The 14,835-nt window shown below is 63.4% G+C and carries 12 protein-coding genes; 9 read left to right on the top strand and 3 right to left on the bottom strand.

Annotated elements, in window-relative coordinates; genetic code table 11:
• Positions 1–59 precede the first annotated feature (59 nt).
• The 3 genes from CCC_RS07990 to CCC_RS07985 all read left to right on the top strand — a co-directional run bounded on the left by CCC_RS07990 (position 60) and on the right by CCC_RS07985 (position 3,301).
• Positions 60–2,288, top strand: a complete 2,229-nt coding sequence (locus CCC_RS07990; RefSeq protein ID WP_041040696.1) for a cache domain-containing protein — start codon at positions 60–62, stop codon at positions 2,286–2,288.
• Between the two features lie 343 nt (positions 2,289–2,631).
• Positions 2,632–2,865: a helix-turn-helix domain-containing protein gene (locus CCC_RS21695; protein WP_152619738.1), complete on the top strand. Its 234-nt coding sequence runs from the start codon at positions 2,632–2,634 to the stop codon at positions 2,863–2,865.
• Positions 2,866–2,911: 46 nt separating this feature from the next.
• Complete coding sequence (locus CCC_RS07985; protein WP_236686337.1) at positions 2,912–3,301, top strand: hypothetical protein; 390 nt, start codon at positions 2,912–2,914, stop codon at positions 3,299–3,301.
• On the opposite strand, the gene CCC_RS07980 is transcribed toward CCC_RS07985, so the two are convergent.
• Positions 3,291–3,974: a class I SAM-dependent methyltransferase gene (locus CCC_RS07980; protein WP_009868078.1), complete on the bottom strand. Its 684-nt coding sequence runs from the start codon at positions 3,972–3,974 to the stop codon at positions 3,291–3,293. The two genes, CCC_RS07985 and CCC_RS07980, sit on opposite strands and share 11 nt — an antisense overlap.
• Before the next feature lie 89 nt (positions 3,975–4,063).
• Here CCC_RS07980 and CCC_RS07975 point away from each other — a divergent pair, with 89 nt between their 5' ends.
• The 5 genes from CCC_RS07975 to CCC_RS21690 all read left to right on the top strand — a co-directional run bounded on the left by CCC_RS07975 (position 4,064) and on the right by CCC_RS21690 (position 11,464).
• Positions 4,064–5,065: a glycosyl transferase family protein gene (locus tag CCC_RS07975; protein ID WP_009868077.1), complete on the top strand. Its 1,002-nt coding sequence runs from the start codon at positions 4,064–4,066 to the stop codon at positions 5,063–5,065.
• Positions 5,062–6,534 carry a cobyrinate a,c-diamide synthase gene (locus CCC_RS07970; protein WP_009868076.1) on the top strand — a complete coding sequence of 491 codons (1,473 nt, stop codon included), beginning with the start codon at positions 5,062–5,064 and terminating at the stop codon, positions 6,532–6,534. Before CCC_RS07975 ends, CCC_RS07970 begins: the two co-directional genes overlap by 4 nt.
• A gap of 58 nt (positions 6,535–6,592) precedes the next feature.
• Positions 6,593–7,567, top strand: a complete 975-nt coding sequence (locus tag CCC_RS07965; protein ID WP_009868075.1) for an ABC transporter ATP-binding protein — start codon at positions 6,593–6,595, stop codon at positions 7,565–7,567.
• The gene (locus CCC_RS07960) at positions 7,564–8,346 is read left to right on the top strand and encodes an ABC transporter permease (protein ID WP_052473005.1); all 783 of its coding nucleotides are present in this window, start codon (positions 7,564–7,566) and stop codon (positions 8,344–8,346) included. The genes CCC_RS07965 and CCC_RS07960 overlap by 4 nt, the downstream gene beginning before the upstream one ends.
• Before the next feature lie 118 nt (positions 8,347–8,464).
• On the top strand, positions 8,465–11,464 hold the full coding sequence (locus CCC_RS21690; RefSeq protein WP_082036545.1) for an HD domain-containing phosphohydrolase: 3,000 nt from the start codon (positions 8,465–8,467) through the stop codon (positions 11,462–11,464).
• Between the two features lie 2 nt (positions 11,465–11,466).
• Here the strand turns inward: CCC_RS21690 and CCC_RS07950 are convergent, their stop codons facing one another.
• Positions 11,467–13,629 (bottom strand): sensor histidine kinase, encoded by a 2,163-nt coding sequence (locus tag CCC_RS07950; RefSeq protein WP_236686336.1) that lies wholly within the window; start codon positions 13,627–13,629, stop codon positions 11,467–11,469.
• 145 nt (positions 13,630–13,774) lie between these two features.
• Between CCC_RS07950 and CCC_RS07945 the strand changes: the two genes are divergently transcribed.
• Positions 13,775–14,359 (top strand): glutathione peroxidase, encoded by a 585-nt coding sequence (locus tag CCC_RS07945; protein WP_009868609.1) that lies wholly within the window; start codon positions 13,775–13,777, stop codon positions 14,357–14,359.
• On the opposite strand, the gene CCC_RS07940 is transcribed toward CCC_RS07945, so the two are convergent.
• On the bottom strand, positions 14,349–14,822 hold the full coding sequence (locus CCC_RS07940) for a pyrimidine dimer DNA glycosylase/endonuclease V (RefSeq protein ID WP_009868610.1): 474 nt from the start codon (positions 14,820–14,822) through the stop codon (positions 14,349–14,351). The two genes, CCC_RS07945 and CCC_RS07940, sit on opposite strands and share 11 nt — an antisense overlap.
• Positions 14,823–14,835 lie beyond the last annotated feature (13 nt).

Raw genomic sequence — 14,835 nt, 5'->3', positions numbered from 1 at the left:
CCCACCTAGTGAGGTAGCATTGTCACAACTCGTTTAAATTTGCCGGTGATCACGCGCTTATGAACACGATGCCCACCGCGCCCGAGCCCCCGAGCAGCACGCCGTCCGGCGATGCGCCGGAACGGCTTTTTCCGGAGCGGCGGCGCAAGAAACGCGGCAACGGACTGTCGCTTCGAATCAATATCATGGGCACCTTCGTCGCCCTGCTGAGCATCACCGTCGTCACCTTGGTCACCTTCGCCTATGTACGGAACTCCGCGTCGGTCCTGGAACTGATGGGGCGTTTCGTCGAACGGGTGTCAAGCTCGGGCATCGCCAGCAGCATGGCCCTGCTCGATCCCGTCGAGACCAGCGTCCAGGCCACCGCCCGGCTGGCCGCCATCGATGAAGGCAGGGCCCGCGACGGCAGCTTGTTCCCCTATCTGATGAGCATTCTGGAAACCCAGGAGCAGTTGCAGAGTATCTATCTGGCCTTCGATGCCGATGGGCGTTTTCTTCAGGCCTTTCCCATCCCGCCCGGCACGGAGAAATTCGGCGCCAACGATTCGAAGCCGCCCGAAGGCGCAAAATTCGCGCTTCGCGTCATCGACCGCAAGGGCGGGGTCTATTCCGATGTCTGGACCTATGTGACGGCGACGGGACAGGTCCTGGGGTCCGAGACCTCCAACCAGTTGAACTACGACCCCCGCCCCCGCCCCTGGTACAAGGACGCCATCGCGACCAAACGGCTGATCTGGAGCGACCTGCTGGTCTATACCAGCAACCGCCAGCCCGGCATCACCGCCGCCTATCCCATTATCGCCGCCGATGGCCGGGCGATCGGCGCCGCCGCCGCCAATGTGGCCACCAACCAGATGTCGGCTTTCCTTGCCAAGCTGGATTTGGGGCAATCGGGCATCGCCTTCATCGTCGATGAAAAGGAACAGTTGATCGCCCATCCCGACGCCGCGCGCACGGTGCGCCAGGACGGGCTGAAATATTCCCTGGTCAAGGCCGACCAACTGGGCGAAAGCGTCATCACCGACGCCTTTGCCGCCTACCGTGCCGCTAAAACGCCCACCATCAGTTTCGAATCGGGTGGACACCGCCATCTGGGCTCGTTCAACCCCTTCCCGGCCCAATTGGGCAAGAACTGGCTGATGGTGATCATCGTCCTGGAGGACGATTTCGTCGGAACGCTGCGGGAAAACAGCCGGGAACTGGTGGCCACCGGTTTTGTGGTCATGGTTTTCGGGCTTTTGCTGGTGGCGCTGCTGTCGAGCTGGATTACCCGGCCGCTCACCCTGCTGACCCGTGAGATCCAGAAGATCCAGAGATTCGACCTGAACGGCCCCATCGCGCTTCACGCCATCGTCGCCGAGGTCAATGAACTGATCCATTCGATGAACATGATGAAACGGGCGCTGCGCACCTTCGGCATGTTCGTGCCCCGCGATCTGGTCCGCGAACTCGTCGCAAGCGGCAAGGCCATCGAACTGGGCGGCCAGAACCGGACTTTGACCGTGATGTTTACCGATGTGGCCGACTTCACCGGCCTGTCCGAGCGCATGACGGCGGGCGACCTGCTGGTCCATATCTCGCGCCATCTGGCCGCCATCTCGGAATGCGTGGCGGAAGAGGACGGGACCGTCGACAAATATGTAGGCGACGCGGTGATGGCCTTCTGGGGCGCCCCCGTCTGGCGTGACGACCATGCGTTGCGCGGCTGCATCTCCGCACTGAAAGCCAGGCGGGTCCAGGCCCTGATGAATGCCGACTGGACCGCGCAGGGGCTCCCCACCATGTTCGTGCGCATCGGTCTGCACACGGCGCCGGTCATTGTCGGCAATATCGGCTCGGCTTGGCGCATGAGCTATACGGCCATGGGCGACGGCGTCAACGTCGCCTCGCGCCTGGAAGGGGTCAACAAGGTCTACGGCACCCAGATCTGTATCAGCCAGGCGGTGGTCGATGCCGCCGGTCCGTCGCTGGTGGTCCGCCCTCTGGATCTGGTCGCCGTCAAGGGGCGCAAGGCCGGTGCCATGGTCTACGAGTTGATGGCGCTGCGCGGCGGCAATCCCGACCTGGCCCCCACAGCGGCGGAATTGGAAATGTGCCGACTGACCGAGGAAGGCTTCAGCGCCTATCAGGAGCGGCGCTGGACCGATGCCATCGCCGCCTACGAAAACCTCGCCGCCCTGGCCCCCGCCGACAAGGTTCCGTCCATCTTCATAGAACGCAGCCGCCACTTTCTGGCCGACCCGCCGTCACCCGATTGGAGCGGCGTCTACGAGATGAAGACGAAATAGGGCTCGAATTCAGCCCTGCACACAGCCATTTGCTGACGTCCCGCATCCGCGAAATACAATTACAAGAACGCTGGCTAAGAATGGTTTTCATTTTACGATCAAAAATGAAAGTCTCTCGAAACTCCGCCATTCTGTTTTCGTAAGGACATGAAGTTCGTTCGATTGGCCGTAACAAGCTTGACATTAGTCGTACGTATATCCACGGCCACGTCATAACTCTTTCCCCCTTCAATGCCGATCTAGCCCTAGTTGAATTGCTAGGTCCTGATATCTGGCTTGATTGCCCCGATGACTGGCAACTATTCTGCGGCTTACAGGGGTTTTGACACTATACGGTGCAGAAGTGGACGGTTCCAGCATTCAAGGCAATTTGACCGAGCGGGAGCGTGACGTCTTACAACTTATTGCCTCCGGCAAGAGCAGCAAGGAAATTGCTCGCCATCTCGGAATATCCATTGGCGGCGTTAACTTCCACATTCTTAATGCCATGAAGAAAATGGGTGCCGCGACGCGGGCTCATGCTGTGGCGCGCGCTATTTTCCTTGGACTTTTACTCCCAGAGGTCGGCAGACCCTGATCGGCTAGTATCGGTCACCAGCAGGCCGGATCGGAAGGGTGGGGACTTGCCGGACAGATTGCACATCACGGGAAAAACCGAGGACAGGCCAACCGACAGGCAGATTCTGTTCGAAGGCGCGGTCCTGAGCATCCTCGCCCATGTCCTGGAAAGCGGGACCCGGATCGATATTGCCGCCTCCGAGTATCTGGCCAAGTTCCCTATCGACCCGGACGAACTTCACATCCGCGCCGATCTGATCATCTGCGTATCCGACTGCCGCCACCTGCTGCGCCACACCGTGGGAGCCCTGGGGAGCCTTCACCTGCTGCTCGACGACACCACCCGGCGCTGGCGGGAGACCGCACCGAGCCAACGCCTGTCGCCCCAGGACGGCGCGACCCGCATTCAGGCCTGCATAGGCAATATCCGCAGAGCCATCGCCCCTAGGTCCTGATCCCCGCCATCACGGCGAAACTGACATTCTTGTAGCGGCACTCCACCTGGGCCAGGCCCGCTAAGCGCAACCAGTCCAGTTGCGGCGCCAGCGGCGTGCGGCGATCCAGGGTCTGGCGCTCGATGGCCGCGGCGATCTCCTCGGCGGGAATCCCGGCCCGCTGAACCGCCTCGTGCCAATGAGTCCAGTAGCGGGCCTCCATCTCGGGCGTATCGCCCGCCACCTGATCGGCATTGACCACAAGGCCGCCGGGACGGGTGGCGCGGGCCATGGCGGCATAGACCGCCTGCTTGCCGTCATCTTCCAAATGATGGATGGACAGCGCCGACATCACCACGTCGTAGCCCCCCTCCTCGGCCAGATCCAGATGGCTCATGACCCGGAACTCCACAGGCGCGGAGTGCCGGGCGAAACGCGCCCGCGCCTTGTCCAGCATTGCCTCGGCCAGATCGGTCAGCACCAGATGAGCATCGGGCAGACGCTCGGCCACCAGGGCCGACAGCAGCCCCGTCCCCGCCCCCAGGTCGAGGATGCGCGCCCGCCCTGGCGCAAACTCGCTCACCAGATCCAGGGTGGCGCCATAGAAATCGTCGAAGCAGGGAACCAATTGGCGGCGCAATCCGTCATAGGACTGAGCGGCGCGGTTGAAAGCGGCCTCGATGGTCAAATTCATATTACGATTTCCTGAAATAAGGGGCTTTCCATAATCGGGGCATATTGGACTATCATTGGCCGCCGATGTCAGCCGAGAAAGGATCGCCCGTGGCCCAAGAACATCCCTTCGCCCAATATGTCCGCATTCTCGGCAAGGGGCCGCGCCTGTCGCGCCCGCTCACCTTCGAGGAGGCGCGCGACGCCTTCGCCATGGTGCTGAAGGGCGAGGTGGAGCCGGTGCAACTGGGCGCCTTCCTCTGTCTGCTGCGGGTCAAGACCGAAACGCCGGAGGAGGCCGCCGGACTGGCCGCCGCCATCCGCGCCACCATCACGCCGCCCGCAAACGCGCCGAAGGTCGATCTGGACTGGTCCAGCTATGCGGGCAAGACCCGCCAGCTTCCCCTTTACCTGCTGGCCGCCCTCACCCTGGCCGGTCACGGCATCCGGGTGTTCATGCACGGCTCGGAAGGCCACACCGCCGGGCGGGTCTGGACGTCCGAGGCTTTGAGCGCCCTGGGACTGGCGCAAAGCACCTCCATGGCCGAGGCCTGCGCCCGGCTGGAGCGCGGCAATTTCGCCTATATGACCCTGGAACATCTGTCGCCACCGCTGCACGCCATCATGGAACTGCGCCACAAGCTGGGCCTGCGCTCGCCCGTCCATACCGTGGCGCGGCTGGCCAATCCTTTTGGCGCGGCCTGTTCCCTGTCCAGCGTCTCGCACCCGCCCTATGCCCCGGTTCATCAGGAGGCGCTGCGCCTGCTGGGCGACCAGCGCATGGCGGTGTTCAAGGGCGAAGGCGGCGAGGCCGAACGCCGCCCGGAAAAGGAGTGCGAAGTGCTATCCCTGGTGGGCGGCCAGCCCTTGTCGGAAAACTGGCCCGCCCTGGTGGACGGAGCACGTCCCCATGAAGAGCATCTGAACCTGTCTCGCCTGAAGGCGCTGTGGACCGGGGCCGAGACCGACGAGACGGCAGCCGCCGCCATCACCGGCACCATGGCCATCGCGCTTCGCGCCATGGGCCAGGCCGCCAGCGTGGACGAGGCCGAGGGCATGGCCCAGGTTCTGTGGCGCGAACGCAACAGAGCCAAGGTTCCGGGGGCGGCGTGACCACCCGTCCCGCCCCCCGGCTGCTGATCTCGGCGGCCCACAAATCCTCGGGGAAAACCACGGTGACGGTGGGTCTGGCCGCCGCCCTGACCGCACGCGGGCTGGCGGTGCAGACCTTCAAGAAGGGGCCGGACTATATCGATCCCCTGTGGTTGGGCGCCGCCACCGGGCGGGCGTGCCGCAACCTGGACTTCCACACCCAGCCGCCCGGCCTGATCCGCCAGACCTTCGAGCAGGATTCCAAAGGCGCGGATATCAGTCTGATCGAGGGCAATAAGGGGCTTTATGACGGCGTCGATCTGGAAGGCGCCAATTCCTCGGCCATGCTAGCCCAGTGGCTGGACGCCCCCGTGGTCCTGGTGGTGGATTGCCAGGGCATGACACGGGGCATCGCCCCCCTGCTGATCGGCTATCAGGCCTTCGACCCGACGCTGAAGATCGCAGGCGTCATCCTCAACAAGGTCAGCGGTCCCCGCCACGAAAAGAAACTGCGCGACGTGGTCGCCCACTACACCCGCATTCCCATCCTCGGCGCCGTCCATCGCGGCCCCGACATGGAGATCATGGAGCGACATCTGGGACTGGTCCCCGCCAACGAGGCCGAGGCGGCGGCGGCGGCCATATCGCGGCTGGCGGGCGCGGTCTCGGCCCAGGTGGATCTGGACGCCCTGATCGCCCTGGCCCAGGCGGCATCGCCCATTGAAAGCGTCGTCACCCCGGACAAGCGAAGCGCCGATCCGGGGCCCAGGGGCAACACGATGGCTGTCTTAGCGACTCCTGGATCCCGGCTCGGGGCCGGGATGACGGATGTGGGAAAGGTCCGCATCGGCATCGCCAGGGACGCCGCCTTCGGCTTTTATTACCGCGATGATATGGAGTCCTTGGAGGCGGCGGGCGCCGAACTGGTGTTCTTCGACGCCACTCGCGATCCCCATCTGCCCCCAAATCTGGACGGATTGTTCATCGGCGGCGGATTTCCCGAGACCCAAGCCGGGGCGCTGGAAGCCAACACCAGCTTGCGCGCCGAAATCCAGGAAAAAGGGCTGGCCGGGCTGCCCATCTATGCCGAATGCGGCGGGCTGATGTTTCTGTCGCGCTCCATCATTTGGAAAGGGCAAAGGCGCGAGATGGTCGGGCTGATCCCCGCCGATGCGGTGATGCACAAGGCGCCCCAGGGACGGGGCTATGTGCGTCTTCGCGAAACGGAACACTTCCCCTGGCCCCGTCTGGAAGATGGCCCCGGCGTTCTGCCCGCCCATGAATTCCACCATTCGCGGCTGGAGAATATGGAAGGCACGCCCCGTTTCGCCTATCAGGTCATCCGGGGCACCGGCATCGCCGAAAAACACGACGGGTTGATAATCGCCAACACGCTCGCCACCTATGCTCATATGCGATCGGTCGGCGCCAATCCTTGGGCGCCACGCTTCGTGTCGTTCGTGCGCGGGGTCAAAGCGGGGCAGCATTGATGTTTTTTAATAAGGCGGGCCTTTACCCACCCGCCGGGCTGTGGAACAGTGCCCGGCCATGATCACCATCGAAAATCTCAGCCATACCTATCCGGGCGCGCGCAAGATGCCGCCCCGGACGGCCATCTCGGATCTGACCCTTGAGGTCGCGGACAGGGAATTCGTCATTCTCTCCGGCCCTAACGGCAGCGGCAAATCCACCTTGTTCCGCATCCTGTGCGGCATGACATTGCCGGGCAAGGGCAAGGTCGTCGTCGGTGGCTTCGACCTGTTCGCCCAACCGGCACGGGTGCGCGAAATCATGGGTGTGGTCTTCCAAAGCCCGGCCGTGGACAAGCATCTGTCGGTGGGAGAGAACCTGAAGATCCACGCCGATCTCTATGGGATCACCGGCGCCGACTATATCCGCCGCCGTGACGAGGGCCTAAGCTGGACCGATCTGGATGGCCGCCTGGACCAGAAGGTCGCGACCCTGTCGGGCGGTCTGGCGCGGCAGGTGGAACTGGCCAAGGTTCTGATGACCGAGCCCAAGATCCTTCTGCTGGACGAGCCCACCACCGGACTCGACCCCATGAGCCGCCGCAATTTTCTGACCGCGCTGCACCGCTTGCAGAAAGAGCGGGGCATGACCGTGCTGATGACCAGCCACGTCTTCTCCGAGGCCGACGACGTGGACCGTGTCGCCATCATGCGCGAGGGCAAGCTGCTGGCCTATGACACCCCCGCCGCGCTCAAAGCCATGATCGGCACCGAGATGGTGGTGGTTCAGGCCAAGAACGCCGAAGCCCTGGCCGAGCGTCTGCGCGCCGAGATGGGCCTGGCCGTGCGCTGCATCGGCGACGAAGTGCGGCTGGAGGAGACCGAGAACGGCGAAAGCCTGCCGCTTTTGGAACGTATCCTGGACCGCTTCCGCGCCGATATCGGCTCCATCGCCATCAAGCAGCCCGGCCTGGATGATGTCTTCGTCCATGTCACCAGCAAGGCGGTCCCCGACCATGCCTTGGCTTTGGAATTGCGGAAGGCCGCATCATGACCGGCATGGCCCCCGTCGCCTTCTCCCTGGCCAAGCGGGAATTCACCCGCTTCATCCGCCAGCCCCAGCGCGTAGCGGGCACCGTGGCCCAGCCGCTGCTGTTCTGGCTGTTCCTGGGCGCCGGTTTCGGCGGATCGTTCCGGCCCGCGGGCATGGAGAACGTCACCTATCTCGAATATTTCTATCCCGGCGTGATGCTGATGATGATGCTGTTCGCATCCATCTTCTCGTCCATCACCATCATCGAGGACCGCGACGCCGGTTTCCTTCAAGGCGTGCTGGTCGCCCCCGTGTCGCGGCTGGCCATCGTGCTGGGCAAGGTGCTGGGGGCGACCTCCATCGCCATGATCCAGACCCTGATCTTCACCATTGCCGCGCCCTTCCTCGGCCTGCATCTGGGAGCGGGCGCCCTGGTCCTGCTGCTGATGGGCTTCCTGCTGACCGGCATCGGCTTTTCGGCGCTGGGTTTCCTGCTGGCCTGGGGAATGAAGTCCACCTCGGCCTTTCACGCGGTGATGATGGTGTTCCTGATGCCCTTGTGGATGCTGTCGGGGGCCTTGTTCCCCATCGGCAACGTTCCGGGATGGATGAAGGCTGTCATGCTGGCCAATCCGGTCAGCCACGCCCTGGTGATCATCCGCGCGCCCTTCTATGGCGGCCCGGAACGGCTGTTCACGGACACCCATTATCTGGTGTCCCTGGCGGTGACCCTGGCCTGGGCGGGGATCTGCCTGGGCCTGTCCATGGCCCGCGTCAACCGCCGGGAAAAAGGCGTCTGAGTACTCCGTCCCTTGGACTGGGCAAATGTATGGGTGATAGGGTGATTACCCGCTATTATTTTTCCAATTCTGGTGCAGACTGCGCGCCATCAAGGGGGCTTGATATATAGGGGGGGGCATGGCTGGCCGGATGCGCCTTGGGCTGCAATTCAGTATCGTGCTGATTATCGCTTTCGTGGTGGCCTGCCTGACGGTAACCACGGCGTCCAGCGTCTATTTCGCCAGCACCACCGCAGCCCACGAAGCGGCACGGAGGCTCTTCGCCGAGATCACCGCCCGCGTCGCCGACCGGGTCAGCGACCAGATGGCGGCCGTGGTGGATCTGGCCGGTCTGGGCGCCGCGTTGCCGGCCGCGTCCGTTCCCATCCGCGGCGACGGCATCGCCCATCCGCTGGTTCCCTTCATGATGCGTGCCCTGGAGCAGGACACGGACCTCTATTCCTTATATGTGGGCCAAGCCGACGGAGGCTTCCTTCAAGCCATCGCCGTGAACGGCGATCAGCGTATTCTGACCACCTTCAAGGCGCCGCAAGGCACCCGGCTGATCCTGCGCAGCGTGGCACCCGACCAGACGGGCATCCGCCGCGAGTGGTTCACCTTCTATACGACCGCCTCCGCCGTCATGGGGCAGACGCGCACCGACAATCCCGATTACGACCCCCGCCCCCGCTCATGGTACAAGCAGGCCATCGACAGCCCTGAAACCGTCCTGGCCGAACCCTATCTGCTGAGTTCGCTGCAGGTTCTGACCCTGGGCGCGTCACGGGCCACCGGCGACAAGGGCGCGGTGTTCGCGGTCAACATCACCCTGAAGGGATTGTCCGCCTTCATCGCCCGCCAAGACATCTCGCCATCGGGCGGCGTCGTTCTGTTCGACGACAAGAAGAACGTCCTGGCCATTTCCCCCTCTCTGGTGAGCAGTCCTCCGGATGCTGTCACCAGCCTGGCGTCTCTGCCCAATCCCCTGTTGAAGGCCCTGGGCCTTGCCACGTCGGGAGAGGCGGTGCGGCTGGTGGATACGCCGGTGGGCGACGCCCTGGTGCAGATCACCAACTGGCGCCACAGCGGCGGCCAGTCCATCGGTATCGGCATCGTGTCGCCCTTCTCCGACTTCACCGGCCCCATCCGCGAGATGCAATCGCGCATCCTCAAGGCGGCGGGCCTGGTTTTGCTGGTGGTCGTGCCGCTGTCCATGCTGTTCGCCCACAACATCGCCACCGCCATCCGCCAGTTGGTCTCCGAAGCCGTCAAAGTGCGTCAGTTCGATTTCTCGGGCGAACCGCCCAAGGCGTCGTTCATCAGTGAGTTCCAGGATCTGGGCGAAGCCTTCGGGCTGATGAAGGGAACCTTGGCCAACCGCACCGATGATCTGGCCACCGCTCAGAAACGGCTGGAACGGGTGGTGGATTTAGGCATCGCCATGTCGTCGGAACGCGATCACGGCGTCTTGATGGAAATGATCCTGATGGGCGCCAAGGAACTGACCAATGCCGATGGCGGCACCCTTTACATCAGGGATGACGACAACAATCTGCGCTTTCAGATCATCCGCAATGACACATTGAACATCCGCATGGGCGGCGCCAACGAGGCACCGCCCTCGCTGCCTCCGGTCCCCATGTACAAGGACGGCCAGGAGAACCACAACAATGTGGTCAGCCATGCGGTGCACGCCCAGACCACCGTCAACATTCCCGACGCCTATGACGACACCGAGTTCGACTTCTCGGGAACCAAGGCCTTCGACGAGCGGGCCAATTACAAGTCGGTCTCCTTCATGACCGTGCCTTTGAAGCCGCGCGGCGGCGACATTATCGGCGCGGTGCAGCTGATCAACTCGCGTCCGCACGGCAGTACCGAGATCGTGCCTTTCTCGCCAGAAATCCAGCGTTTCGTCGAAGCCCTGGCCGCCCAGGCCGCCACCGCGCTTTACAACCGCGACCTGCTGGACCAGCAGGAACGGCTGATGGACGCCATGATCCAGATCATCGCCGGAGCCATCGACGCCAAGAGCCCCTATACCGGCGGCCATTGCGAACGCGTGCCGGAACTGTCGCTGATGCTGGCCGAGGAGGCCTGCAAGGTGACGGAAGGGTCGCTGGCCGACTTCGCCTTCACCACGCCCGACCAGTGGCGCGAGTTCAAGATCGGCGCCTGGCTGCATGATTGCGGCAAGGTCACCACCCCGGAATACGTGGTGGACAAGGCCACCAAGCTGGAAACCATCTATAACCGCATCCACGAAGTGCGCACCCGCTTCGAGGTCCTGTTGCGCGACGAGCGCATCCGCATGCTCGAAGCCATTGTCGCGGGCACCCCGGCAGCCGAGGCCGAGGCCGCGTTCAAGGCGGCCGAAACCGGGCTGTTGGATGATTTCGCCTTCATCGCCGAGTGTAATCTGGGTGGTGAATTCATGGCGCCCGACAAGGTGGAACGCCTGAGAACCATCGCCACGCGGACCTGGATGCGTCATTTCGACGACCGCCTGGGACTGGCCCACGAGGAACTGCGCCGCTATGAGGGCGAGCCGCAACCCCTTCCCGCCATGGAGACCCTGCTGGCCGACAAGCCGCAGCACGTCATCCCCCGCCCGGCCAATTCGGCCCTGTTCGACCCGTCCTACGGCTTCAAGACCAAGATCCCGGACAATCTGTTCAATTTCGGCGAGGTCTACAATCTGGCCATCGGGCGCGGCACGTTGAGCGAGGAAGAGCGCTTCAAGATCAACGAGCACATCATCCAGACCATCATCATGCTCAAGCGCATGCCCTTCCCCAAGCATCTGTCGCGGGTGGTGGAATATGCAGGCGCCCATCACGAGACCCTGATCGGCAGCGGCTATCCCAAGAAACTGGCGGCCGAGGATCTGTCCATCCCGGCCCGCATCACCGCCATCGCCGACATCTTCGAGGCTTTGACCGCCTCGGACCGCCCCTACAAGAAGCCCAAGACCCTGTCGGAATGCGTGAAGATCCTCAGCTTCTTCAAGAAGGACAAGCACGTCGATCCCGACCTGTTCGACCTGTTCCTGACATCGGGCGTCTACAAGCGCTATGCCGAACGCTATCTGAAGCCCGAACAGATCGACGAGGTGGATATCTCCGCCTATGTGGGGTGATATCAGTCCGCCGCGGGCAGGGTGAAGTGGAAGGCCGTGCCTTGGCCGGGTGTTGAATCCACCCAGATGCGCCCCGAATGGCGCTCGACGATCTTCTTGCAGATGGCCAGACCGATGCCGGTGCCGGTATACCGGTCGGGCGTGTGCAGCCGCTGGAAGATTCCAAAGATCCGCTCGAAATACTGCGGGTCGATGCCGATACCGTTATCGGCGATGGTGCACTCCCATTCGCCGCCGTCACGGCGCCACGACACCGAGACACGGGGCACGCGGCCGGGGGCCCGGTACTTGACGGCGTTGCCGACCAGGTTCTGGAACAGCCTGATGACCTGTTCGGGATCGCCCATCACCCGGACGGCACCCCCGTCCTCGGCCATTTCGACCTGGGCACCGCATTCATCCATGCTTGGGGCCAGATGGCGCAGCGCCTGGCGCAACACGGGTTCGGCCTCCATGGCAATGATGGGCGAGCCCTTGCGTTCGATGCGCGAGAAGTCCAGCAGGTCCAGCACCAGCCGGTCCATGCGCTTGGCACCGTCACGGGCGAAGGCCAGGAATTCCAGGCCATCGCCTTCCAGCTTCGGTCCGTAACGCCGCTCCAGCAGGCTGAGATAGCTGGAAATCATGCGCAGCGGCTCGCGCAGGTCATGGCTGGCCACATAGGCGAATTGCTCCAGTTCGGCATTGGAGCGTTCCAGTTCGGTCATCTGAATAGCCAGCCGCTGTTCGGCCAGGGTCTGGGCGGTGATGTCGCGGGAATAGACGGCCACCTTGTCGGGAACCCCATCCACGCCGGGAACGGGATAGATGGAATTGTCCAGATAAAGCTCACCCCGCCGGTCCAGGTAATGGATGGCCTCGCCGGTTTCCACCACGCGGGTCACCGCGACCTCGCGGGCCTTGGCCACGCTAGGCGGGAACATGTCCCATAAGCACGAACCGGTCAGTTCCGATGCCTTGCGGCCGAAGCGGGCGGCCATCACCCCATTGACCGCCAGCAAGGTCCCATCGGGCCGGAACAGCATGATGGCATCGGAGGAGGCGTCCAGCATGGCCTGGATCAGGGCCTGATTCTCACGGATATGGAATTCCGCCTGCTTGCGCTCCTCGATCAGCCGGACGACCCCTTCGGTCCCCGCCCGGTTGCCTTCGGCGTCGTAGTAAAAGCGTGACGAGGTGGACGCCCACAAGGTGTGGCCATCCTTGTGCCTTAGCCTCAACTCATAATCGAGAATTGAGCCGCCCGCCGCCTCCAGGGCCGCGACCAGCATGGGGCGGCTGTCGTCAGAGCCGTGGAAGAAGGCAGAATCCTGCCCCAGAACCTCCTCTGGCTTATAGCCCAGCAGACTTTCCACCGAACGCGACAACATCAGCAAACGGCCCTGCGCATCCGTGCGATAAAATATGTCGGGCATGTTGTCGAGGATGGACCGCAACTCGGTCTGAGCCTGAGTCTGGCGCGAGATCTGGGTTTCCAGGGCCTCGGCCTGACGCGACACCTCGCGGCCCAGCAGAGCGGCAAGGCGATCGACATCGATCAGCATCAAGGCGATCAGCATGGCCACATAGGCCGACCCCGCCATGACGTAATAGAACGCCAGAAAGCCCTCCAGGGAGAGGAACTCCCGGATGGGATAGACCACCGACACGGCAAGAGGGCGCCCCACCAGGAGACAGGCCCAACCGACCAGGACGGTTTCCAGAACCACCAGGCCGATAGACCTCTCCGTTTGGCGGTGACGGTGGATCATCAGGGCCGCATGCAAGAATAGCGGAACCCGGATCAGCGATGCCCACACGATGCGGCCGCCGATGCTGTCGTCCAGATAAAGGAAGTAGCTCACTCCCCCCAAATAGGCGGCGACATAGGCAAGGTAGAAGACCGGCGGCAATGCGCGTTCGGACAGTTGGGCACAGCAGGCATGCAGGGCAACCGCCGCCAGGGCCAGCAAGAGGTTGCCGCCAACCACAGTGAAAAGCGGCGGAAAGCTGCCGAGATTGACGATCAGCGAAAGACCCAGGCCATAGCACAGCGCCGAAAGACCGAAAGCGATCCAGCGGCGGCCATGGTGGCGCGCCATGCCATAGGCACCATAGACCATGCCACAGGTCATGGACGTCATGGCGGCGGTAAAACCCAATGTGCCGACGTCAAGTCGAAGCATTACGCCGTGCCTCCCCCCCATACCTTTCGGTTAGATTCCCCCAAAGATAGCGGAGTTGGGACACATCCGTCCAGAGAGACCATCCCCACGGGGTCCTTGACCCATGGTCCGCTCTTCCCATGTCTAGAGCAACAAGGAGGTTTCCATGTCCCGCCTGCTCCCCACCAATCCGCTTGGCTCGTTTGTCGCTTCCGTTGTGGCCGCCATTGGCCTGGCGGGTGGTGTCGCCTGGGGTGCGACCGGCGATCACCTCGACTGGTCGAGCCTTCCCCTTCCCGCCATTGCCGGTGGACAGGTGCCCGCAGACGCCTTCAAGGGCAAGGTGGTGCTGGTGGTCAATACCGCGTCTCAATGCGGTTTCACCCCGCAATACCAGGGGCTGGAGGCATTGTGGCGCGAATACCGGGGACGCGGTCTGGTGGTTCTGGGCGTGCCGTCCAACGATTTCGGCGCCCAGGAACCGGGCTCCAATCCCGAAGTGGCCAGCTTCTGTGAAATCAATTATGGCGTCGACTTCCCCTTGCTGGAAAAGCAGGTGGTGACCGGGACGGGCGCCCATCCCTTCTACCGCTGGGCGGCGGAACGCACAGGTGCCCTGGGCGTACCGCGATGGAACTTCCACAAAATCCTGGTGGGCCGCGATGGACAACTGGTGGATTGGTTCGCCAGCACCACCGCCCCCGACTCCGCGCGCCTGCGCGCCGCCATCGACAAGGCCCTTACCCCATAAATCCCGGCCGCTCCCGCAGGGCCCAGGTGGCGGGCCCCTTGCCGGGAAACACCGACTTCTCCGCCCGGTAATAACGGCGATACGCCTCCACCGGATCGGGACCACGATAGGAATCGGGCATGGCCTGGGGCGGATCGGTCCAGCCCAGATCGGGAATGGGCGGCGCCTCAGGCAGGCCTTGGATCACCAGGGCCGAGGCATGAACTCTTCCACGCCGGTAGGTGTATTCCTCGCCCAGAGCCAGCCCCAGATCCCGCACCCATCGCCAATGGGGCAGGCTGTCTCCGGTCCACAACACGCAAGGATGCCGGGCATGGGTGGGGCGATAGGGGGCGGTCATGCCGTGACGATAAAGCACGGCGCAGAGAATCTGCGCCGTTTCCAGAACCATCTTGACCACATGCTGATCAGAGTGCAGCCGGGCGGCGGCGATAGGGTCGCGGTCGAGAAAGAAGACGTTCACGACCGGCCCCGTC

This window comes from Paramagnetospirillum magnetotacticum MS-1, assembly GCF_000829825.1.
Lineage (GTDB): Bacteria > Pseudomonadota > Alphaproteobacteria > Rhodospirillales > Magnetospirillaceae > Phaeospirillum > Phaeospirillum magnetotacticum.
The sequence above is the reverse complement of the archived record's forward strand: the minus strand, read 5'-3'. Positions and strand labels throughout refer to the sequence as shown.